The sequence below is a fragment of the Chengkuizengella axinellae genome, from assembly GCF_030730905.1.
Lineage (GTDB): Bacteria > Bacillota > Bacilli > Paenibacillales > KCTC-33759 > Chengkuizengella > Chengkuizengella axinellae.
Genome location: NZ_JAVAMP010000002.1, coordinates 254238 through 277457 on the forward strand (window position 1 = coordinate 254238; position 23220 = coordinate 277457).

Here is a 23220-nt window from a genome sequence, read left to right on the forward strand (position 1 = left end):
GCTTCACAAGGAGTTGAAAGAATGATGTATTTTCCAGAAATAACAAAAGTGAAAGAGCTAGCTAAGGACTATAATCTTATACCGATTGTAAGAGATATTCTCGCTGATATTGAAACACCAATCCGAGTATTCAATCATTTTCATGAAGAGAAAAATGCATTTTTATTAGAAAGTGTGGAGGGAGGCGTAAATTGGGCGAGATATTCTTTTATAGGCAAAAATCCTTTTTTGATCATACAAGGTAAAAACGGAAACATAACCATTAATAAAGATGGAGAAAAACACAAAGTGAAAGATCAGCCTATTGAAGCATTGAAACAATTGCTACGTTCATATTCTAGTCCTGCTTTACCTAATCTCCCTAGGTTTACGGGTGGCGCAGTCGGTTTTTTTGGATATGATTTACTTCAATATTATGAGAAGCTTCCCGCTCATGATATTGATGATTTACAAATGAATGACATTCAGTTTATGTTTTGTGACGAAGTGATTGTGTTTGACCACTTTAAACAGCAAGTAAAGATCATAGCCAATGTTCATGTGCCAGATCAAGCATCTGAAATGGAAATTGAAAAGGTTTATAGTGAAACCTGTAGGCGCATAGATGAGACGATTATTAGATTGCAAAAACCGTTAGCTGTTCCCCCTATGGCTCATAATCAAGTTCTAGATGTGGATTTAGAACACATACAATCCAATGTAACCAAAGAACAATTTATAAGTAATGTAGAATCAGCTAAAGAATATATTCGTGCAGGAGATATTTTTCAAGTTGTGCTTTCTCAAAGATTTGAAATAGAAACAGAAATATCTCCACTGCATGTATATCGAGTACTTAGAACAATGAACCCCTCTCCTTACATGTATTATTTGAAAATGGAGGATGAAGTTATAGTGGGAACTTCACCAGAATCTTTAGTTCGTGTAGAAAGTGGGCGTGTCCAAACAAAACCCATTGCAGGAACAAGACCAAGAGGGGAAACAGAAGAATTGGATTTACAGTATGAAAAAGATCTACTAGCAGACCCAAAAGAGTTAGCTGAGCACCTAATGTTAGTCGATTTAGGACGTAATGATATCGGAAGAGTATCAGAGTTCAGCTCAGTGAAATGTGATACATTTATGGAAATAGAAAGATATTCTCACGTGATGCATATCGTTTCTAATGTTTCGGGTAAACTTCGTGACGATAAAGATTTTTTTGATGCATTTATATCATGTCTGCCTGCTGGAACTGTATCAGGAGCTCCCAAATTAAGAGCTATGGAGATTATTGCTGAGTTTGAAAATGAAGCTAGGGGAGCCTATGCAGGTGCAATTGGATATCTGGGATTTTCCGGTAATTTAGATACATGTATTACTATTCGCACGATTATCTTTAAAAATGGAAAAGCCTATGTACAGGCAGGAGCAGGGATTGTATGGGATTCTGTTCCAGAAAAGGAATATGAGGAAACCGTGAATAAAGCTAAAGCCTTGCTCAAAGCCATCCGTTTAGCTGAGGTATGGTTTAACAAAGAACAATCAAACCTTGTGAATCAAGATTATTATTAAAAATAAATAAAACAATGCAGTGTAGGGAGGAAAGGGAAGTATGGAAACGAATGTGATCAAAAATGTGTTGTCTAAGTTGTTAGAAGGGAACGATTTAGACAAAAATGATGCACGCCAAGTAATGGAAGAAATGATGGAAGGGCGAGCTTCAGATGCACAAATAGGCAGCCTTTTAACGGCTCTAAGAATAAAAGGAGAAACTACCGAGGAAGTTACAGGGTTTGCAGAAATCATGAGAAGTAAATCGAGCAGAGTTGAAACCGCGAACCATCCATTATTGGACACATGTGGTACAGGTGGGGATGGAGCAAATACCTTTAACATATCAACTGCCTCTGCCATTGTAGCAGCAGCAGGAGGAATACGTGTTGCAAAACATGGAAATCGTGCCATGTCGAGCAAAAGTGGTAGTGCAGATGTACTTGAAGCATTAGGAATCAACATTAACTTAGACCATAAACAGGCACAATTGTGCATTGATCAGGTTGGTTTGTGTTTTATGTTTGCCCAAAAGTATCATGGATCTATGAAAAATGTTGCAGCTCCTAGAAAAGAGCTCGGATTTAGAACCGTATTCAATATGCTTGGCCCTTTAACAAATCCTGCAAATGCAGATCGTCAGCTCATGGGTGTATTCGATAAAAGCAAAACAGAGCTTTTAGCCTCTGTATTGAGAGAACTAAAACTAGATCGAGCATTTGTAGTTTCTAGCTTTGATGGTTTGGACGAAATTAGTATCTCTGCTCCAACTCAAGTGACTGAATTGAAAGATGGTTTGTTGAACACTTATGACATTACACCTGATGATCTAGGCCTCCAAAGTTACCCGATCGATGATATTGCTGGTGGTGACGCAGTCGAAAATGCTGAAATTATTCGCTCTATTTTTAAAGGTGAAAAAGGAGCTCGAAGAAATATTGTGTTAGCGAATGCAGGTGCTTGTTTTTATGTATTTGATCATTGTTCTTCTTTACAGGAAGGAGTAAAAATCGCTGCCAATATGATAGATAGTGGAAAAGCTGCAGAAAAATTAGAGGATTTAGCTCGCTTTACAAAGGAGATAAGCCATGATACTTGATAAAATAGTAGCTACTAAAAAAGAAGAAGTTGAACGTTTAAAAGCGGGGTTTTCGATCCAAAACTATAAAAATATCATTTCCACTTTACCACCATGTAAAGGATTTGAAAAAGCTCTAACAGAGACCAAAAATAGATCCATGGGTCTTATAGCGGAAGTAAAGAAAGCATCGCCATCCAAAGGTTTAATACGTGAAGATTTTAATCCTGTTGAAATTGCCAAAAGTTATGAATCCGCAGGAGCAGATTGTTTGTCCGTTTTAACAGATGAACAATATTTTCAAGGATCGCTAAAGTATTTAAAACAAGTGCGTGAAGCGGTGAGTTTACCAATTTTAAGAAAAGAATTTATTATAGATCCTCTGCAAATATATGAAGCTAGAATTATTGGAGCAGATGCGATTTTATTAATAGCAGCGATATTAACCGTAGATCAAATGCGTGAATTTGCTAAGCTGTCTAGTGATCTAGGAATGGATACTTTGATAGAAGTTCATGATATGCAGGAATTAGAACAGGTGTTGTCGCTCGATGTTTCCTTAATAGGAATCAACAATCGAAATTTGAAAACATTTGTGACGGATATTAACACGACAAACTCTTTAATTCAGCATATTCCAAATGACGTAACCGTTGTAAGTGAAAGTGGAATTTCAAATGCAGAACAAATTCATGAGTTATTATCCATAGGCGCAGGAGCAGTTCTTGTTGGAGAGCACTTCATGAGACAGGAAAGTGTAGAACAGGCTGTGAATCAGTTGATGGGAGAAAGACAATGAATAAGAAACATACTGCTGTGAAAATATGTGGAATCCTAGATGTACCTACGATTGAAAAGATGCTGGATCTACCTATTGATTACATTGGTTTTGTATTTGCCAAAAGTAGAAGACAGGTAACACCTGAACAAGCTGATGTAATGATTCAAGCTTTAAAAAAACATCAAGTGAAAGTACCTGAGACTGTTGGTGTTTTTGTAAACCCTGATAAAGAGGTGTTAAAAGATACAATTAGACTAGCCCCTTTGGATGTTATACAATTACATGGTCAAGAGTCACCAGCTTTTTGCAAGTGGGTGAAGGGAGAACTGGGTGTAAAAGTGTTTAAAGTATTCTCAAACTTACATGAAGTCGTTTCGAGTGCTGAAAATCAGCATCAAGTAAATGAAAAATTGTCAGAATTATTAAATCCTTATTTGGACTATATAGATGCTTTAATGCTTGATACGTATGATCCAGCAGTTGGTGGAGGAACAGGAGAAACCTTCAATTGGGAGTTGATTCCGATCGTTCAGCAGTGGACGAAGGAAAATAATATCCCTCTTTTAATCGCTGGAGGGTTAGATGCAAATAATGTAAACCATTTAATATCCACTTACTTTCCTGAAGGCGTTGATGTATCAAGTGGAGTGGAAACAAATCGTATAAAAGATATTCAAAAAATAAAAACCTTTGTTGAAAGGGTGAGAGTAAATGTTTAATGTACCAGATGAACATGGAAGATTCGGTAAATTCGGAGGGAAGTATGTTCCCGAAACATTGATGAACGCATTAGTTGAATTAGAAGAAGCTTATAAACATTATTCACAGGACCAGGATTTTCAGGATGAAATCCGTTATTTACTAAAACAATACTCTGGGCGTCCTACCTCGTTATATTATGCTGAACGTCTTAGTGAACACTTGGGCGGAGCTAAAATATATTTAAAAAGAGAAGATCTTAATCACACAGGGGCTCATAAAATTAATAATACCATTGGACAAGGTGTACTTGCCAAACGAATGGGTAAAAAGAAGGTTATTGCAGAAACAGGTGCGGGACAACATGGTGTGGCTTCAGCTACTGTAGCGGCTTTATTAGGTCTTGAATGTAAAGTCTTTATGGGTGAAGAGGATATGAAGCGTCAGCAATTAAATGTATTTCGTATGAATTTATTAGGAGCTGAGGTAATCCCAGCAACATCAGGAACTCGTACACTAAAAGATGCAGGGAATGAGACACTGCGTTATTGGGTAAGTAATGTTCATGATACCTATTATATTTTAGGTTCTGTTGTAGGTCCTCATCCATATCCAATGATGGTTCGTGATTTTCAAAGAATTATTGGTGAAGAAGCAAGAAAGCAGATCATTGAAGCAGAAGGGAAACTACCAGATACAGTCATTGCTTGTGTAGGTGGTGGAAGTAATGCCATCGGCATATTTTATCCGTTTGTGAATGATTTCAGTGTGAAATTAATCGGTGTTGAAGCTTCAGGTAAAGGAGTAGATACTGATGAACATGCTGCTACGATGACAAAAGGAACGCATGGTGTCTTTCAAGGATCTATGAGTTACTTACTGCAAGACGAATTTGGTCAAGTTCAACCTGCACATTCCATTTCAGCGGGATTAGATTATCCAGGAGTAGGTCCCGAACATTCCTATCTAAAAGATTCAAAAAGAGCGGAGTATTTCCCGATTACGGATGAAGAAGCACTGGAAGCTTTAAAGTTATTAAGCAAAACTGAGGGCATCATTCCTGCTTTGGAGAGTGCACATGCGATAGCTCAAACGATAAAAGTGGCACCAACAATGAACAAGGATCAAGTGATTGTTGTTAGTTTATCTGGACGAGGAGATAAAGATGTCGAATCCATCATGCAATATTTAGGAGGGAAAAACCATGAATCTCATTGATCAAAAATTTCTTGAGCTTAAAGAACAGAATAAAACAGCATTAATTCCCTTTCTAACTATGGGAGACCCTGATGTAGAAACCTCTGTGGAAATCATAAAAGAACTTCAAGCTGCTGGCGCAGATATTATTGAACTTGGTGTGCCTTATTCAGATCCATTAGCAGACGGTCCAGTCATTCAAAGAGCATCCCTTAGAGCTTTGCAGCACAATATCAATATCCACAGCTGTTTGGAAATTGCCAGTAAAGCGAGACAAGAAGAAGTTTCTTTGCCATTTATATTATTTACCTATTATAATCCAGTACTTCAGTTTGGTCTTGAATCCTTTTTTGAAAAATTGCGCGAAAATGAGATAAGTGGCGTTATTATTCCAGATTTACCAATTGAGGAAGATGAACAAGTTAGACAATTATCTGAACGATATGGAATTCATCTTGTTCCATTAGTAGCACCAACTTCAAATGATAGAATTACCAAAATTTCAAAAAAAGCAGCTGGATTCGTTTACTGTGTTTCTTCATTAGGCGTTACAGGGGTTCGATCTTCTTTTTATGATGGAATCGATGATTTTATATCACTTGTAAAACAATCTACTGATTTGCCAGTTGCCGTTGGTTTTGGTATATCTACGAATGAACAATTCAATACATTTTCAAAGATTTGTGATGGGGTAGTAGTTGGGAGCGCCATAGTTCGAAAAATAGAGGAACAGCTGCCGTTGCTTCAATCTCAAGATACGAAAGCAAAAGGTCTATTGCAAATTAGAGAATTTGTGGCACAATTAAAAGAATAGTCTTGTTAAAGAGGTGAAGTAATATGCAGCCAAAGTCCAATATTATTCATTTGCCAGTTTATAAACCGGGAAAATCAACAGATGAAGTAAAAAAAGAATTTGGATTGGAAAAAATAATCAAACTCGCTTCGAATGAAAATCCGTATGGATTTTCAGAAAAAGTAAAACAGGCGCTGATGTCTGAGTTTGAAAACACAAATATTTATCCAGATGGTGCAAGTACAAAATTAACGGACAAATTGAGTGAATTTTATAATGTTCCATCTGATCAATTGATTTTTGGTGCTGGTTCAGACGAAGTGATCTTAATGATAGCCCGTGCTTTTCTTGTAAAAGGCGACGAAACCATAATGGCAACTCACACCTTTCCACAATATAAACATAATGCAGAAATTGAGGGCGCAGTTTGTATTGAAGTGCCTTTAAAAGATGGAACGCATGATTTAGATGAGATGTTAGCCAAAATTACGAATCGCACAAAAATAATTTGGGTCTGTTGTCCGAACAATCCAACAGGGACGATCAATTCCCATGATGAGGTTAAAGCCTTCTTAGAGCAGGTTCCAAACCATGTACTTGTTGTTTTTGATGAAGCGTATGCTGAATATAATGAGCAAAATGAATATCCTGATAGCTTGTCCTTGATGAAACAATTTAAAAATCTAGTTGTTTTGCGTACTTTCTCTAAAATTTATGGACTAGCTTCATTACGAATAGGATATGGAATCGCTCATCCGGAAATCATCCATACTATTAATCAGGTTAGAGAGCCTTTTAACACAACGAGATATGCCCAGTCTGCTGCTTTGGCAGCCATTGAAGATCAGGAGTTCATTAAAGATTGCCGTGAAAAAAATAAATTAGGTCTTGCTTATTTAAAAGGACAGTTTGAACGTCTGGGACTTTCTAGTTATCCTGCTTATGGTAATTTTGTGATGGTGGATGTTCAAAAACCTGCAGAGTTAGTATTTCAAGGTTTATTGCAAAAAGGAATCATTATTCGTGGTGGACATCAATTAGGATTTCCAACCTCCTTACGTGTTACAATAGGGTCACAAGAGCAAAACGAAGAGTTTATAAATGTGTTGGAATCCGTATTAAATGAAATAAATGACTAAGGATTTTTTGAAATCATAGAAAAAGAGTGAATTAAATGATGAAAATTACAATATTCGGTGTAGGTTTAATAGGGGGTTCACTTGCTTTATGTTTTAAGGATAAACCAAACATAAGAGTAGTAGGGCATTCTAACAATCCAAAATCCGTCCAAAAATATGTAGACAGAAAAGTCGTTGATGAAGCTACGACATCCATAGAAGAAGCAGCACTAGATGCAGATTTTATATTTCTTTGTGTACCAGTTGGGTTATTAGAGGAATACTTGCTTAAATTGAGCAAGCTTCCATTAAAATCAGATTGCATTATTACCGATGTAGGTAGTACCAAAGAATCCATTACTTCCTGCGCAAAATCCATTTCGTTAAAAAATGGTTATTTTATTGGTGGTCATCCAATGGCTGGTTCAGAGCGCTCAGGTGTTGATGCGGCAACTTCATACTTATTTGAAAATGCATTTTATGTGCTTACGCCTGATCCGGAAATTCCTGAGCATATTTATAAAAGACTTGAAGATTTATTAGCTTATACAAAATCACAAATTATTAAAGTAGATGCTTCAACGCATGATGATATCGTAGGTGCGATTAGCCATTTACCTCATATCATCGCAGTCTCATTAGTAAATCAAGTTGCAAAATACAATGATCAAAATGATTTGTATGAGCGGTTGGCTGCTGGCGGGTTCAAGGATTTAACACGCATTGCTTCAGGTGATCCAGTGATTTGGAGAGATATTTTATTAAATAATAAAAAGATTTTGCTGCATCTGTTGGAAGATTGGCAACTGGAGATTTCTAAATTTATTGAGTTATTAAAATCAGATGATGGTCAAGGTGTCGAAGATCAATTTAAATTTGCAAGTGACTTTCGAAGTAAACTGCCTGAGCGTAGAAAAGGGGTTATGACATCTCTATTTGATGTTTATGTAGATATTAAGGATCACCCTGGTGTAATAGGACATATAACTTCAGAGTTGGGCAATCGAAAAATAAGCTTAAAGAACATTGAGATCATTGAAAGTAGAGCTGAAGTTCCTGGAATATTAAGATTGTCCTTTAGAAGTGAAAATGATCTAGAAAACGCTGTGGAGTTATTAAAAGAATTATCTTATTCAGTCCATTTTTAAATATAATATAAAATTTTTCCGTTACTCATTAAAATGAAGTAGCGGTTTTTTTTGCACTTTACGATTTTTCTTTACAGAAAAAAATAAATGGTTGACAAAATGAAAACGTATACATTATACTATTACTACAGTATGGTTTCTCTCCACTCCTATCCAAATATAAGCACATAAGATATGTGCAGCCACCTTCTAAGAAGGTGGCTTTTTTTTGAAAACGGTATCTTTAGAGAATATTCTTTTTTATCTTGTAGTATAAGAAATGTGTTTTCATGGCGCATTATAAATATGTTAGTTATAAATAACAATAATTTGATTGAATTTGTAACTTTTTTTCATAAAATTCATGTTATAATAATAAAAAGTTAATTTAGAGGCAACGACTTGAAATTTTTTCTAATATAGTTTACAATAAGATCTTTGCCACAGTTACAATATTAATGAAAAATGTTAATTTTTATGATGATACACTAGATTCTTAATATTTTTTTTGAGAATGAATTTTTTTTATATGAATACACTTTTTTTATAACTTAAGAATTTATAAGTTTTTAAACATAAATTAAAGAAGGCTAGTATTTGGTTCCTAATACTTTGTGGGGCTGCTAGGTTTATGATAATAGATTTTTTGATTAAACCTTTGGTAGACTACGCCAAGTGTTTTTGTTAAGGATAAGGTACATGATTTTTTTATAAAACAACGCAACTTTTTATCTCCAGTGTAGTAAAAATATAATATAAACACTGGGGAGGAGTTTTGAACTAGGGGGTACGCTTATAGTGACTGATTCCCAGTTGATCAGAGATATAAAAGATGGAGATACGCAATTATACTCAGTACTTATAAAACGTTATGAGCGTAAAATTTATTCATTTATTTATAATATGTTAAAGAGTTCAGGATTGGAAAGCTCATCTGAAGACTTATGCCAAGATACTTTTTATAAAGCATATCGAAGTTTAGGTACGTTTAGAGAAGTTGAAGCTTCCTTTTCTACTTGGTTGTATACGATTGCTAGAAACACTGTTTTAAGTGAGCTTCGTAAACACAAAAGCACAAAGGTATCCATAGATGATGATGAGAATGGTTTTGTGCCATTAGCAGATTTTGAAATGATGCCTGAACAATCCATGTTAAGAAACGAAAAAGTTTCCTTAGTAAGAGAAGCGATAAATAATCTGCCAGAAAAACAAAGATCAGCACTTATATTAAGAGAATATAATCAACTAGACTATCAAGAAATTGCAAACATTTTAGGTCAATCAATTAGTTCTGTAAAATCACTTTTATTTAGAGCTAGAGTAAGTGTGAAAAATCAATTGGAACCATACTTTCATGAACCTAAATATGAAGAGTATGAGGGGATGAAATAATATGAATTGTAAAGAGGCTCAGGAATCATTTGCATTGTACTGGGATTTGCCAGAAAATGATTTTAAACGTATTAAAATAGACCAGCATCTTAAAACATGTTCATCTTGTTCTGAAGAGTTTGATGTGTGGGAAAAGAGTAGAGATTTTATACATATGACCTCTTCATTTGAAGATGAGCATGAGCATACATTTCAATCAAATCAGAACATTTCAAGTTCAGTCATGGATCGAATTTACATGGAAGAATCATGGAAAGTTCCAATTCAAGATCGAATATATTCATTTTCATTTAAATTTAAAAGGAATGTTACATTTTTAATTTCGTTTTGTTTTGCAATATTTGTAACAAGTTTATTCTTGTCCTTAACGAATAATTTCCAAACGGATACAGCTGAATCGGTTGTACCTCAGTCAGGAATTGTAACTGTAGCCAGCATTAATGATCCTTTACCAGTTCAATTAGTAGTTGATCCAAGTTTCCCAAATTACTTAATTGTCCTTTCATTATTGGGGTTAATTGGTACTATTTTAATTCTTAATTGGTTTACAAGAATTAGATCCTAATTTTATTAACAGGTTATTCAATACAGCAGTAGTGTAAAACTAATTTATAACGAGTCTCCACTTTTATATTTAAGGCGGGGGCTTTTTTATTTATCCCGTATCAACACTCCGTAAGACTCCCTCTTCTCAAAGGGGAGATAACGGACTTTAGAAACTAGGGTAAGGTCATCTAACTACTAGTGATAGATATAAAAACTCCCACTAATAGCAAGATTCTCTATATTGTTCAAGATGATCTCTTGAAATAAGTTATCTTTAAATAAGAAAGGATTGTGAAAAATGACTATAATTGGATTTGTTAGGCATGGTGTAACGGATTGGAATCAAAAACGAATCATTCAAGGACATAGAGATGTGTCTTTAAATGAAAAGGGAAGGATACAAGCTGCAGCACTAGGAGAACGACTAGTTGGGGAAGAATGGGATGTTATCATAAGCAGTGATTTAGCAAGAGCCAAAGAAACGGCCGCTATTATTGCAGAACGTTTAAGTCTTAAAGTATCGTCCTATGATGAAAGGTTAAGGGAGCGATTTTTAGGGGAATTAGAAGGCTTGACCCATCAAGATAGAGTTGATAAGTATGGTGAGGATTGGGAAGCTATTGATCTTAAGGAATTGAACATTGAGGAGGATGAACAATTAAGATCGAGAGGTTTTAGTTTAATAGAGGATGTCCAAAAAAAGTATACAAACAAAAGGGTTTTAATTGTTAGTCATGGGGGATTGATCAATCAAGTATTAAGAGAACTTATTGGTGACTTTGACAACAAAATTGAAAACACATCCATCTCAGTTTTTCAAAAAGATCAGGATGAATGGAAATTTGATGTAATAAACTGTACGAAACATCTCAAAGATACCCACAAAAGTAATGTAAAGCTCCGAAGCTAACCTATTACTTTTGCGGGGCCCGGACAAACACACCCCCCCAAAAAAATATGCTTTCAGCACAGGAAGTGCTGATCCTACGTTAGTCACATGGACGAAACTCCCACAAAAGTGACTCAGGCAACACTTACTTTTCCCAAAAATATCTTATTTCACTAGTAAAAATGATCACATCCTTAAAATTAAAAGCATTGAAATGGGGAGTTTATAAAAAAAATTCCAAAATTATGAATATTTTCTGTTAATCATCCAATAATGGTACTAGAAATATGCGCAGTCTCTGGAGGTACCATTATGAATTTAGCAGATATGTTAAGCTTCGCTGATATTCAGCAGTTAGATCGTATTGCGAGATATTATGAATGCGAATGCAGTAGCAATTCAAAAAACGATTTAATTCAATCTATTCTTTCAAAAATTTATCGAAAGGATGTTTTTGAGGAAAGTTTGCAAAATCTCAGTGTTGAGGATTTACGATTTATCAATACGGTCATATTTGAAAAAAGAGAAGCATTTAGTCTTGAGGATTTAATGGCTAGAGTGAAAAATACTAGGTTTGCCGAAGAGAACGATGAGAAATTAAATCCGAGAGAAACTATTACTACGTTTAAAAAAAGAGGTTGGCTGTTTAATGGTGTCTCTCATAAAACGAAATATCTGTTCCAATTTCCAGAGGATCTCAAAAAACGCTTTATGGATATGATATCAAAAAAGTTTCAGCAGCAAATAGAACACATACAAGAACCTGATATATATCGTGATGAATTTAATTTGATTATTCAAGATATCTATTTGTTTTTAAAAGAGTTGTACCATATGCAAGAAGTTCATTTAACTGCTTCAGGTACGTTATACAAACGTTCTCTTTTTCAATTCTTGAATCAACTATCTATTCAAGAGAATCCGATTCAAAAAGGAGAGTGGCGTTTTGGATATGGTAGGAAATTCAAGGATTATCCCAATAGATTTTCATTAATATATGACTATTGTTATTTCAACAAGTTAATTAAAGAAGAAAACGAAACTCTTAAATGTACGGATAAAGGAAGAGACATAGTAGAGAATGAGAAAAAAGAAAATTTAGAAAATGTATATAGATTCTGGATAAGACTTTATAAAGGCCCAATTCACAATATTCAATCCATAGTCCATTGGACAAGCATTTTAGCACAAAATTGGGTAACTGTTTCATCCTTAAAAGAGGTCTTAAATGATTATATAAAACCTTATTATTATGACAATATTGATTCCATCCTAGAAGAAAGAGTTTTAAAAATGATGATGCATTTAGGCCTATTGAAAATAGGTGAACATGAAATTAAAGGTACAGTGATTCAAATGACGAAAGTAGGTACACTCATTATAAGAGGAATTCACATAAATGAAGAAGATACGATCATTATTCCAGTAGAACAAAATTAGAACAACTTAAACTTTAAAAAATGGGTGGTCAAATCCCAAACCATATATCTAGTTAGTGAATATAATTTATTATGGAAACAGTTTTCTTTTTCATGATGGAGGGTGGTTATACAATGGGAAATATGAGTATTATTTATGAAGCTTTGTTGGATCTCCACGCTGATGTAGTCATAAAAGAATCTTTGAGGAAATTCCGTGAAGTAAACTTATATAAAGAGATAGATTATGCATTACAAAACGGAGATGAAGAACTATTTATTAAACTAACAAATGAATTGAAATCAATAAACGAATCTTCTGCTTAATTCAAAGATAAGTGAATCAAATTTCATTTATCTTTTTTTTGTATTATTGTGTGGACAATTCTAATGAAAATAAATAAAATGGAATGTGATTACAATACATATTTTGTTTAGGAGAAGATTCATGAAATTTAGTGAGATTGAAATTAATCTATGGGATGAACATCGAGAATACTTAGATACATGTTTGCTGCCTTTTACAGGGTTGACAGGAGAAGAAAACCCGATGGAAACAACGAAGGCATTAGAAGAGTTAAGAGACATGTTGGATCTTGTGGAAATACCATTTAACGGGAGAGTTGTGACTTATCCTACAGTCCATTTTCATCAAGAGGAAGAGCAGTTAGCATCTTATTTAAACAACATTAGATTAAATTTAAAAAAACAGGGTTTTACATATCTCATTTTAATCACACATCAAACGGAGATGGACAAACTGAAATTTCAAGAGTTTGATTTGTTTTTGATGCCTGATGAGAAAGAACAGGATCTTGTTAGTTTAAAGGATGAGATTTCCAATAAAGTCCAAGCATTGTGGAATAATAAAAGTGGAAAGGGTGAATCTGTATAATCTAGAAATGAAAAACAAAACTTTATTTGATTTGACATAAAACCAGAAACCTTTGGTAAAACTACCCGAAGAGATTAACAATAATGATTAATAATGTATATTCGAACTTGTGACAATTTCCTTACATTTTTCGAAAGGGAGGTTTTATGTGGATTATACATACAGATCATTCTTGACGACCCCTTAGTCGTAAGCTATTATTATTATGTTCTAGTATGTTGAGCATTTTATCAACAAATTGATAACGTGAGATATGTAGTAAAGGGGGTAAAGAGACGTGCAAGATCATAATAAAGAGCAACAATCACATGGGAAACCAAACAAAAGACGTGAAATGACTCGTCGACAATTCCTTTCCTATACCCTCGGGGGCACAGGTGGATTCATGATGAGTTTACCTTTGATCGCTAATTTGAGATTTGCAGTAGATCCTCTATTGCAACCAAAAGCTGAATCAGATTGGGTTAAGGTTATTGATGTAGAGAAAATTACCGACACACCAACAGCGGTTAATTTTGAGAAAAATGTTGTTGATGGTTGGTACGAATCCGATAAGGGATTTGGTGCATGGATTTCTAAAGATGCAAGTGGTGATGTATTTGCATTGTCACCTATTTGTAAACATCTAGGCTGCACAGTTGAGTGGGAGAAAAATGTGAATTATCCAAATGAATATTTTTGTCCATGTCACGCAGCAAGGTATACCAAAGATGGTAAGAACCTAGCAGTTGCACCAGCACCATTGGATGAGTATGATGTAAAGATTGAAAATGGTTCTGTTTATTTAAGTCAAATCAAACCGAATACGAGGGTAGAATAAAGGAGGCGTAAAAATCAGATGTTAAAAAGTGTATATAATTGGATTGACGAACGTCTTGATATCACGCCGATGTGGAGAGACGTTGCAGATCATGAGGTTCCAGAGCATGTGAACCCAGCTCATCACTTTTCTGCATTCGTATACTGCTTTGGTGGACTGACGTTTTTTATTACTGTCATCCAAATTTTATCAGGAATGTTTTTAACCATGTATTATGTAGACGATATCGTGAATGCATATAAGAGTGTTGATTATCTTCAACATCAAGTAGCATTTGGTGTTATCGTTCGTGGTATGCATCACTGGGGTGCAAGTTTAGTTATTGTAATGATGTTTTTACATACGCTGAGAGTGTTTTTCACAGGTTCTTATAAAGCACCAAGAGAAATGAACTGGGTTGTAGGGATGTCCATTTTCTTTGTCATGTTAGGTTTAGGTTTCACAGGTTACTTATTGCCTTGGGATAACAAAGCTTATTTTGCTACACAAGTAGGGATTCAAATAGCAGCTTCTGTTCCATATCTAGGACAATATATCGAAACCTTCTTACAAGGTGGGGAAATCGTTGGGGCTCAAACTTTAACAAGGTTCTTTGCATTACACGTATTCTTCCTGCCAGGCGCATTGCTTGCGTTGCTAGGTGGTCATTTCTTCATGATACGTAAACAAGGAATATCTGGTCCTCTATAAGAAGAAACATTAAGGCGAACATCTTCGGGGTTTCGCAAATTCCTCTCTAGAGGTTGATTTCTAGAGTTACTGAAAACTTAAAAAAATTCATGAAAGGAGGAGCAATACGTGGCTCATGATCATAATTCGAAAGAAAAAGTAGTTTATGTTGGGGATTCAAGAGTTAAAAAATATAAGAAAAACAATGTTCCTCTTGATTATTCCGCTTATCCTGGAAATTCAGAGGCATTTATACCCAATTTTTTATTAAAAGAATGGATGGTTGGTTCCGTTTTTTTAGTCGGCTTTATGATTCTTACCATGTCTCATCCTTCTCCGTTAGGTTATCCTGCGGATCCGACTAAAACAGATTTTGTTCCGATTCCAGACTGGTACTTCTTATTCATGTATCAGTTGCTAAAATATCCTTATACTTCAGATGCTTATGTTGTACTAGGTACACTTGTATTACCAGGTATTTTATTTGGAGCATTAATGCTTGCTCCGTTTTTAGATACTGGTAAGGAAAGACGTTGGTATAAACGACCAATTGCAAGTTCTTTAATGTTTTTATCTTTATTTGCAACTATCTTTTTAACAATGGTTTCATGGCAAGGTTATCAGCATGAATTGGAAGAACTTAATATTATTCCTGAGCATCTTGAACGTGCTGAGAAAATTGCGGCTGGGTTAGAAGAACCTGGTGGCAAAGAAGCTGAACCCATTGCGATTGTCAACAAGGAAAGTGAAGGATATGAGATTTATCAAAAAGCCTCTTGTGTGTCTTGTCACGCTGTGGATTTAAATGGGGTTTCTTCAATGCCATCACTTCTTGGTATTGGTGATAAGCATTCTAAAGAAGAAATTACGGATATCATATACAATGGATTTGGTAGCGGAATGACAGGTCAGGCTCAAGCGAACCTTGACGCCGGGTTAACTGAGGCAGATCTTGATACACTTGCTGGGTGGTTAGCTGAACAAAAAGCACCAGCAGGAGAAGAAGCGCCGGAAGAAGCAACTGAGTCTCATTAATTAATGTCCTACAGGAAAATATTCGCGATACAATTATGAAAAACCTGATCGAAGTTCGATCAGGTTTTTTTAAAAACATAGACAACATCTCCGAGATACTCCGCTAGGAACCTATATGTAAGATTTTAGAATGGAGGTAAAGGTTAGTTTGACTTTATCATTTTTTTGGAGCAGAACATTTTTATTAAACCGTCATTTATTGTGGTTACTATTCATTGTTAATTTTTTGGGAACAATATATGGATACTATTGGTACAAAAATCAAATTATCTATACAATGAATGAATATTCAAATTGGTTTGTATTCGTTGTTCCAGATAGCCCAACAGCTAGTTTGTTTTTTACTTTATCGATTTTATATTTATTAATAGATGAATATACGCATAAAAGAAGTTCAGGATTTTTACGTGGTTTTATTGAAGTTTTTGGTGTAGTGACATCTGTGAAATATGGAATTTGGGCCGTTGTTATGATATTTGCAGCTGCTGCTCAAGGTGACGTATTATCTTGGCAGGACTGGATGTTAACTACTTCTCATCTTGGTATGGCATTAGAGGCTGTATTATTTATTCGTTTCTTTGGATTTAAAATGATTCATATCATACCAGTTGCGATATGGACACTATTTAATGACTATGTAGATTATAAGTATTATGTTTACCCATGGTTGCCAAAGGAGTTAACAGACGATTTGACGAGTATTCAAATGTTTACGATCCTATTAAGTATCTTTAGTTTATTGATTGCATACATCGGTACTCGATTTAAAGTATCTAATATGAATTGATCATTTATTTATCCTTGATTTTTTTGGTCTAAAAGTGGACATCCCCCCATATATTTAAACAATCGTGGTATTGAACGTTATAGGGGGATGTTTTTTATGTTTCGTTTTAATAGTAAATCTACTTTCAGAGTGTACATGCTGCTCATCGTTTTTAGTTTTGTTCTAATAAGTGGCTGTTCTACTAACGAACCAGAGCATTCTGCTCAAAAAGTGATGAGTATTGATGAAGAAAAATTAAAACAGTTGGAAACGATGAATATGTTAGCTAATGAAATGTATCAAAAAACAACGGAAGAAAACTATATTGAAGCTAGAGATATATTATTAAAGTTAAGTGAGCAATTAGCTGAGTTGAATTATGATGGATTAACCTCGATTGAAGGGATACAAGCCCTTTCTAGTTCAATTGTGAATGCAAAACGCAACTTTAACTCTGTAAATATGTCTAAAGAAGATGCACTTATATCCTCTGCAAAAATTCACTTAGCCATAGATGCTTTGAGTCATCAGAAAGAACCTATGTGGTTGCAATATTACAGTGTATTAAACTCAGATCTTGAAGAATTACAAAAATCGGTTCAATTAAGTGAAGTAGAGAAAGCAAATGGGTTATTAGAAACATTTAAAAAGCATTATGGACTAATTCGTCCTGCAATGATTATTAATCGAGAACCAGAGCATATAGAACAGTTGGATTCTTATATTATATTTTTGCAAAACAATATTTCTGATGTAAGTAAGAAGGAGAATATTAACACTGCAGTAGAAGGAATGATACTTTTTATGAACGAGTTATTCCTGCGTGATGAAACTTCGGGGGTTATTCCATTCGAAAAGGAACAAGATGTATTCTCATGGATCATATCCATAGGTACCATCATTGTTTCAGTATTATTTTATGCTGGTTGGAGAAGGTATGATTATGAAAAGACACATGTGGTTTCAGTTAGGAAATAGGTATGTGGATAACGATGCATCAAATCATCCTGATTTGATAAATAGAGGAAAACGAGGATTTTATTCATTTTATTTCATCTCATTGAGAGTTAACTGATAAGAATAAGGCCAAAATTTTCCTCTATTTTTTTATGATGAGATAATTTCATTGAAATAAGGGAAAGAAGTTCCCTTATTTCACGCAACTAGCTAAGCTAGATACAACTAATATCGGTGAAAGTCTGACACTGGATTTTAGACTTCCTCCTCCTTAAACCCCTCTCCAAGCACGTCATGCACATCACTTATAATGATAAAAGCTCTTGGATCGATCGATTTTATTAAAACTGTCATTCTTCTAATCTCTCTTCTGCTGACCACGCAATATACGGCTTCACGATGTTTTTTGGAATAAGCTCCTTTTGTCATGAATAAAGTTAAACCGCGCTCTAACTCATTGGAGATGCTTTCCGAAATTTCCTCAGATTTATCAGATATGATAGTAAAAGCTTTGGCTGAATAAGCTCCTTCCTGTATAAAATCAATAATACGAGCAGCTATAAACACTACAACGAGTGTGTACAGAATCTTTTCTTTTTCAATATAAAAAATAGAGGCTCCGATCACCATAAAATCAATGGCCAATAATACTTTTCCAATGCTCCATCCCTTCAGTTTATAACCTGCTCTTGCTACTATATCTGCACCGCCTGTAGTTCCTCCATAACGGAAAACAATACCTAATCCAACCCCACTAGCTACTCCAGCATAAAGTGTTGTTAAAAAATAATCATTATTTTCAAATGGTTGTATCCAGTTATTGTTAATACTAAATTCCATAAGGAATAAAAATGCAGAAAGAGAAACAGTTCCAAATATCGTTAATATCATAGATTGTTTTCCAAATAGTCTCCAACCTACATAAAATAAAGGAATGTTGATAAATAAAGTAGTATAGGATGGAGGAAGATTAAATGCATAATTTAATAGTAAGGCTATCCCTGTAACCCCACCCTCCATTAATTCGTTAGGGATAATTAAAATATTAAGTCCAAATGCATAAATGCCTGTACCTACCATAATGAAAAACAATTGTTTGATTGAAAAACCTTTCTTGATCCAACTCATAGATAAGCTCCTTATTATTGTATGTTGTCTTCATTTTAACTCACTATGATTATCATACAAATCAAAACTTCATATTTCAATAACATTGTTTTTAAACTTTCTTTGATATAACATAGTAGAAAGGCATAAAAGAAGAATACTACTGGTTTTCTAAAGGGGATGTGATGTGATTGTCAGATAAAACTTTAAATCAACTTCAACAGGAAGTGGATGAATACATATCGCAATTCAAAGAAGGGTATTTCAGCCCATTATCCATGCTAGCTAGAATTTCTGAAGAGGTGGGGGAGCTAGCTAGAGAAGTAAATCATTCATTCGGTGAAAAACCAAAAAAACCTTCTGAAGAAGATAATTCAATTGAAATGGAATTAGCAGATATTCTATTCATTATAATATGCTTTGCGAATTCTCAGGGGATCAATCTAACCGATGCATTTAATCAAGTTATGAATAAATTTCAAACTCGAGATAAGGACAGATGGACCAAAATTGAGTAAAAATGGACTAATCGTAACACCATATTAGAAATATATTCATATGCTGTACCATCACTTTCATATATAGGATGTTTAATAAGGGATATACGTATAAACTTTCTAAATATAGAGAGGAGGTTGGTGCAGATGGATGGAGAAGAAAAAATAAAAAAAGCATATGAATCCATTCTTAATAGTGATTTTGAGCAGGCAATAGAGTGGTTTGAAGAAGCAATTGAACAGGAGCCCGGCAATGCTTTATTTCATTATAAATTGTCTATTACTTATGCAAGAAGCAATAAATTAACGAAAGCTTTAGAACATGCTGAAAAAGCTTCTTCATTGGACAACAGCAATGAGGAGTATTTGTTTCATTATGAACATATAAAAGCAAAGGAACTTGTTAAACGAGCTGAGGTTTACTTTGATCAAAATGAGGATCAATTGCATTTGGCAATCATATTATTAAAAGAAGCAACATATTTAGATCCATTGTCTGTTGAAGCTTGGTTATTAATGGGCATTGCTTATGCTCAGTTAGAAGAATATAGTCAAGCCATTCAAACATTAAAGGAAGTATTGAATTTAGATCCAAATCATGAAATTGCGAAAGAACTGTTGAAACAATATAAAATGATGTTTAAAATTTATTTACAATCGTATAAATGAAAGGGATAAGGTGAGAAGAAATATGAATGAACAAACAATTAAAGTAGCTGTATCTGGAGCTTCAGGGAGAATGGGAAAAGAAGTAGTTAAAATGGTATTATCTTCACCTGAACTTGAATTAGTTGCAGCCATTGATTCAAAAAGCGGAGAGGATGCAGGTACTTTAGTTGGTTTAGATCCTTGTGGGGTGATGCTTCAGGATGATCTAGAGCTGGCATTAGTGGAGTCAGGGGCACAAGTTATTGTTGATTTTACGACGCCACATGTTGTGATGAAAAACACAAAGATGGCAATAAAACATAATGTAAGACCTGTGGTGGGAACAACTGGGTTTACACCGCAGGATATTGAGGAATTGGACGAGCTATGCAAAAAAGAAAACATGGGTGGAATCATTGCCCCTAACTTTTCGATCGGTGCGATTTTAATGATGAAGTTCGCGGCACAAGCTGCAAAACATATGCCTCATTTAGAAATCATTGAGTATCATGGTGATCAAAAGCTTGATGCACCATCAGGAACCTCTATCAAAACTGCTGAACTCATTTCAGAAAGCCGAAAGGAGTTACGTCAAGGTAACCCAGAGGAAAAAGAAACGATTGATGGAGCTAGAGGTGGGCAGTACAATGGATTTAGAATACATAGTGTCAGACTACCAGGTGTTTTCGCTCAACAGGAAGTCATATTTGGCGGACATGGTCAAACTTTGAAAATTCGTCATGACTCTTATGATAGAGAAGGGTATATGCCTGGTGTTAACTTAGCAATACAAAAAGTGATGGATCTTACCGGAATAGTATATGGATTCGAGCATTTTGTAGATTAAAAAGTATACATTTTGTTTAGATTCCTTAGAGGGGAGTTATTATACATATGAAAATCGCGTTTATTGCACATGATAGGAAGAAAGAAGAGATTGTGAATTTTGCAATTGCCTATGAAAAAACATTTTCACACCATGAATTATACTCAACAGGAACAACGGGTAAAAATATTATGGGCAACACAGAACTACAAATTCATCGATTCATGTCCGGTCCTTTAGGTGGTGACCAACAAATAGGTGCTTTGGTGGCAGAGAATGAAATGGATTTGATCATATTTTTAAGAGATCCTTTAATGGCTCAACCCCATGAACCTGATATCATTGCTTTATTAAGATTATGTGATGTACAAGGAATACCTGTAGCTACTAATGTAGCAACTGCCGAAATTTTAGTGAAGGCACTTGAGCGTGGCGATTTTGCATGGAGAGAGTTAGTTCATAAATATAAACCAGGTGATATAGAATGAATCAATCATTAGACATACTTATTTTTGGTGCTCACCCAGATGATGCTGAAATTGGAATGGGCGGCACAATTTATAAACATACTTTAGCAGGTTACCGAATAGGTATATGTGATTTAACTTATGCAGAAATGTCTTCAAATGGCGATGTAAATACTAGACAACAGGAGGCAAATGCTGCGAATGAAGTTCTGAATCTAACAGTTCGATCTAATTTAGGACTGCCGGATCGGGGACTTCAACTAGTTAGCGAACAAATAGATAAAATAACTTTGGAAATTCGAAAATATCAACCTAAAATTGTTTTTTCACCATTCTGGATTGATCGTCATCCTGATCATGTGATGTGCAGTAAAATGGTAGACGAAGCGATTTTTAATGCAAAGCTGCGCAATTATTTACCAGAGTATAGTCCTTGGAAAGTAGAAAAAAATTATTATTATTTTATTAATGATATTCAAGATGCAGATATGATGGTAGATATTTCTTCCGTTTATGAACAAAAAAAGAGTGCTTTGCAAGCTTATCGCTCTCAATTCCAACAAGTTGGATCAGCTCCTGGTATAGTAAATACGCCTTTAAATCAAGGTTATTTGCAAAACGTTGAGGCAAGAGATCGTTTATTGGGTCAAAAAAGCAATTCTGCCTATGCTGAGGGTTTTATTTCAAAAGCTCCTTATTTAGTCGAATTGTTTTAATTCTTTTAAGGCTTAGGACCTTGTCGGAGTTTATCTAAATGTATTTAGGTTTCTCGGTAGGGATTAGGAGGAGAAAATTGATGTTAAAGAAATTAAAAATAGGTATCACTTGTTACCCGTCTTTAGGTGGTTCAGGTGTCATTGCCACTGAGCTTGGGAAGCTCTTAGCTGAAAAGGGACATGAGGTGCACTTTATTACCCACGGTATGCCTTTTCGATTAGGGAAGTATCATAAAAATGTTTTTTATCATGAGGTTCAAGTTACAAATTATCATGTTTTTAAATATCCTCCTTATGATTTATCTTTAGCCAATAAATTAGCTCAAATCGTAAATATGAAAGGTTTGGACTTGCTTCATGTGCATTATGCGTTTCCTCATGCTGTATGTGCATATTTAGCAAAACAAATCGTTGGTGATAAAGTAAAAATTGTCACAACATTACATGGAACAGATATTACTATTCTTGCACAGGATGAATCTTTAAAGGATCTAATTCGGTTGGGAATTAATGAGAGTGATGCTGTTACTGCTGTATCAAAAGATCTGATTCAAGAAACTAAAAGTGTGCTTTCTATTGAAAAGCAAATAGACCTAACCTATAATTTTGTAGATAAAAGAGAGTATTATCCTCGTGATGTCTCAGAATTTAGGGAAGACTTTGCACATTCAAATGAAAAGATATTGATCCATATTTCTAATTTTAGACCAGTAAAACGTGTGCTGGATGTGTTGGACATATTTAATAAAGTCAATCAAAACATGCCTTCCAAGTTGTTGTTTGTTGGTGAAGGGCCTGAATTATCAAAAGTTCAATGTAAAGCAGAGAAATTAGGTGTTGAAGACCGGATCATTTATTTGGGAAAACAGGACGATGTAGCACAAGTATTGTCGTTAGCCGATATTATGTTATTGCCTTCTGAAAAGGAGAGCTTTGGATTAGTGGCGTTGGAAGCAATGGCTTGTGGTGTGCCAACGATTGGTTCTAATGCAGGGGGCATTCCAGAAGTTGTTACTCAAGGAGAAACAGGTTTTTTAGCAGATATAGGGGATACAGACCAAATGGCGCATGATGCGATTCGATTGTTGTCTGATACTGATATGTACGATAAGTTTATGAATAGCTGTTTAGAACGTGCAAGATATTATTTTTGTAATAATGTAATAACAGAAACATATGAAAAAATCTATTATCGGGTTCTAAATTTAGAACGGGCAGCAGTACATTCATGATTCTTATATGATCT

Annotated in this window: 26 protein-coding genes; 25 read left to right on the plus strand and 1 reads right to left on the minus strand. The window is 34.8% G+C overall.

The genetic code is table 11. From position 1 onward, the window contains the following. Positions 1–24 precede the first annotated feature (24 nt). The 19 genes from trpE (at position 25) to Q5Y73_RS06900 (ending at position 17734) form a co-directional block, all read left to right on the plus strand. Entirely contained in the window at positions 25–1554 is a 1530-nt protein-coding gene (gene trpE, locus Q5Y73_RS06810; RefSeq protein ID WP_305991624.1) for an anthranilate synthase component I, read from the plus strand. 40 nt (positions 1555–1594) lie between these two features. After that, positions 1595–2632: an anthranilate phosphoribosyltransferase gene (gene trpD, locus Q5Y73_RS06815; protein WP_305991110.1), complete on the plus strand. Its 1038-nt coding sequence runs from the start codon at positions 1595–1597 to the stop codon at positions 2630–2632. After that, the gene (trpC, locus tag Q5Y73_RS06820; protein WP_305991111.1) at positions 2622–3410 is read left to right on the plus strand and encodes an indole-3-glycerol phosphate synthase TrpC; all 789 of its coding nucleotides are present in this window, start codon (positions 2622–2624) and stop codon (positions 3408–3410) included. The genes trpD and trpC overlap by 11 nt, the downstream gene beginning before the upstream one ends. Beyond that, a complete protein-coding gene (locus Q5Y73_RS06825) occupies positions 3407–4111 on the plus strand; it encodes a phosphoribosylanthranilate isomerase (RefSeq protein WP_305991112.1) in 705 nt (234 codons plus the stop codon). The genes trpC and Q5Y73_RS06825 overlap by 4 nt, the downstream gene beginning before the upstream one ends. After that, entirely contained in the window at positions 4104–5309 is a 1206-nt protein-coding gene (trpB, locus tag Q5Y73_RS06830) for a tryptophan synthase subunit beta (RefSeq protein WP_305991113.1), read from the plus strand. The genes Q5Y73_RS06825 and trpB overlap by 8 nt, the downstream gene beginning before the upstream one ends. Continuing rightward, positions 5296–6102 (plus strand): tryptophan synthase subunit alpha, encoded by an 807-nt coding sequence (gene trpA / locus Q5Y73_RS06835; protein ID WP_305991114.1) that lies wholly within the window; start codon positions 5296–5298, stop codon positions 6100–6102. Before trpB ends, trpA begins: the two co-directional genes overlap by 14 nt. A gap of 23 nt (positions 6103–6125) precedes the next feature. Continuing rightward, on the plus strand, positions 6126–7220 hold the full coding sequence (gene hisC, locus Q5Y73_RS06840) for a histidinol-phosphate transaminase (protein WP_305991115.1): 1095 nt from the start codon (positions 6126–6128) through the stop codon (positions 7218–7220). A gap of 38 nt (positions 7221–7258) precedes the next feature. Then, entirely contained in the window at positions 7259–8347 is a 1089-nt protein-coding gene (locus Q5Y73_RS06845) for a prephenate dehydrogenase (protein ID WP_305991625.1), read from the plus strand. 777 nt (positions 8348–9124) lie between these two features. After that, positions 9125–9718, plus strand: a complete 594-nt coding sequence (locus Q5Y73_RS06850) for an RNA polymerase sigma factor (RefSeq protein WP_305991116.1) — start codon at positions 9125–9127, stop codon at positions 9716–9718. 1 nt (position 9719) lies between these two features. Next, the gene (locus tag Q5Y73_RS06855; RefSeq protein WP_305991117.1) at positions 9720–10283 is read left to right on the plus strand and encodes an anti-sigma factor family protein; all 564 of its coding nucleotides are present in this window, start codon (positions 9720–9722) and stop codon (positions 10281–10283) included. Positions 10284–10562: 279 nt separating this feature from the next. Further along, positions 10563–11174, plus strand: coding sequence for a histidine phosphatase family protein (locus Q5Y73_RS06860; protein ID WP_305991118.1), 612 nt, complete (start codon positions 10563–10565; stop codon positions 11172–11174). Positions 11175–11465: 291 nt separating this feature from the next. Then, positions 11466–12593: a hypothetical protein gene (locus Q5Y73_RS06865; protein ID WP_305991119.1), complete on the plus strand. Its 1128-nt coding sequence runs from the start codon at positions 11466–11468 to the stop codon at positions 12591–12593. A gap of 113 nt (positions 12594–12706) precedes the next feature. Beyond that, a complete protein-coding gene (locus Q5Y73_RS06870; protein ID WP_305991120.1) occupies positions 12707–12898 on the plus strand; it encodes an IDEAL domain-containing protein in 192 nt (63 codons plus the stop codon). 121 nt (positions 12899–13019) lie between these two features. Then, complete coding sequence (locus tag Q5Y73_RS06875; RefSeq protein ID WP_305991121.1) at positions 13020–13466, plus strand: DUF2487 family protein; 447 nt, start codon at positions 13020–13022, stop codon at positions 13464–13466. A 277-nt stretch (positions 13467–13743) separates the two neighbouring features. Then, positions 13744–14286 carry a QcrA and Rieske domain-containing protein gene (locus Q5Y73_RS06880; RefSeq protein WP_371320168.1) on the plus strand — a complete coding sequence of 181 codons (543 nt, stop codon included), beginning with the start codon at positions 13744–13746 and terminating at the stop codon, positions 14284–14286. 18 nt (positions 14287–14304) lie between these two features. Beyond that, the gene (gene qcrB / locus Q5Y73_RS06885; protein WP_305991122.1) at positions 14305–14976 is read left to right on the plus strand and encodes a menaquinol-cytochrome c reductase cytochrome b subunit; all 672 of its coding nucleotides are present in this window, start codon (positions 14305–14307) and stop codon (positions 14974–14976) included. Between the two features lie 108 nt (positions 14977–15084). Further along, positions 15085–15990: a c-type cytochrome gene (locus Q5Y73_RS06890; RefSeq protein ID WP_305991123.1), complete on the plus strand. Its 906-nt coding sequence runs from the start codon at positions 15085–15087 to the stop codon at positions 15988–15990. A 148-nt stretch (positions 15991–16138) separates the two neighbouring features. Beyond that, on the plus strand, positions 16139–16777 hold the full coding sequence (locus tag Q5Y73_RS06895) for a DUF1405 domain-containing protein (RefSeq protein WP_305991124.1): 639 nt from the start codon (positions 16139–16141) through the stop codon (positions 16775–16777). A 96-nt stretch (positions 16778–16873) separates the two neighbouring features. Then, the gene (locus tag Q5Y73_RS06900) at positions 16874–17734 is read left to right on the plus strand and encodes a sporulation protein YpjB (protein WP_305991125.1); all 861 of its coding nucleotides are present in this window, start codon (positions 16874–16876) and stop codon (positions 17732–17734) included. A 234-nt stretch (positions 17735–17968) separates the two neighbouring features. Here Q5Y73_RS06900 and Q5Y73_RS06905 read toward each other — a convergent pair whose 3' ends face one another. Next, a complete protein-coding gene (locus tag Q5Y73_RS06905) occupies positions 17969–18841 on the minus strand; it encodes a YitT family protein (protein ID WP_305991126.1) in 873 nt (290 codons plus the stop codon). A 170-nt stretch (positions 18842–19011) separates the two neighbouring features. Between Q5Y73_RS06905 and Q5Y73_RS06910 the strand changes: the two genes are divergently transcribed. From Q5Y73_RS06910 to bshA, 6 genes are all read left to right on the plus strand, one after another. Continuing rightward, positions 19012–19338: a nucleotide pyrophosphohydrolase gene (locus Q5Y73_RS06910; protein ID WP_305991127.1), complete on the plus strand. Its 327-nt coding sequence runs from the start codon at positions 19012–19014 to the stop codon at positions 19336–19338. Positions 19339–19464: 126 nt separating this feature from the next. Then, positions 19465–19986, plus strand: a complete 522-nt coding sequence (locus Q5Y73_RS06915; protein WP_305991128.1) for a tetratricopeptide repeat protein — start codon at positions 19465–19467, stop codon at positions 19984–19986. Between the two features lie 22 nt (positions 19987–20008). Next, positions 20009–20812: a 4-hydroxy-tetrahydrodipicolinate reductase gene (dapB, locus tag Q5Y73_RS06920; RefSeq protein WP_305991129.1), complete on the plus strand. Its 804-nt coding sequence runs from the start codon at positions 20009–20011 to the stop codon at positions 20810–20812. Positions 20813–20859: 47 nt separating this feature from the next. After that, positions 20860–21279 (plus strand): methylglyoxal synthase, encoded by a 420-nt coding sequence (gene mgsA, locus Q5Y73_RS06925; protein WP_305991130.1) that lies wholly within the window; start codon positions 20860–20862, stop codon positions 21277–21279. Further along, complete coding sequence (bshB1, locus tag Q5Y73_RS06930) at positions 21276–21974, plus strand: bacillithiol biosynthesis deacetylase BshB1 (RefSeq protein WP_305991131.1); 699 nt, start codon at positions 21276–21278, stop codon at positions 21972–21974. Before mgsA ends, bshB1 begins: the two co-directional genes overlap by 4 nt. 80 nt (positions 21975–22054) lie before the next feature. After that, positions 22055–23206: an N-acetyl-alpha-D-glucosaminyl L-malate synthase BshA gene (bshA, locus tag Q5Y73_RS06935; RefSeq protein ID WP_305991132.1), complete on the plus strand. Its 1152-nt coding sequence runs from the start codon at positions 22055–22057 to the stop codon at positions 23204–23206. The last annotated feature ends 14 nt before the right edge of the window (positions 23207–23220 follow it).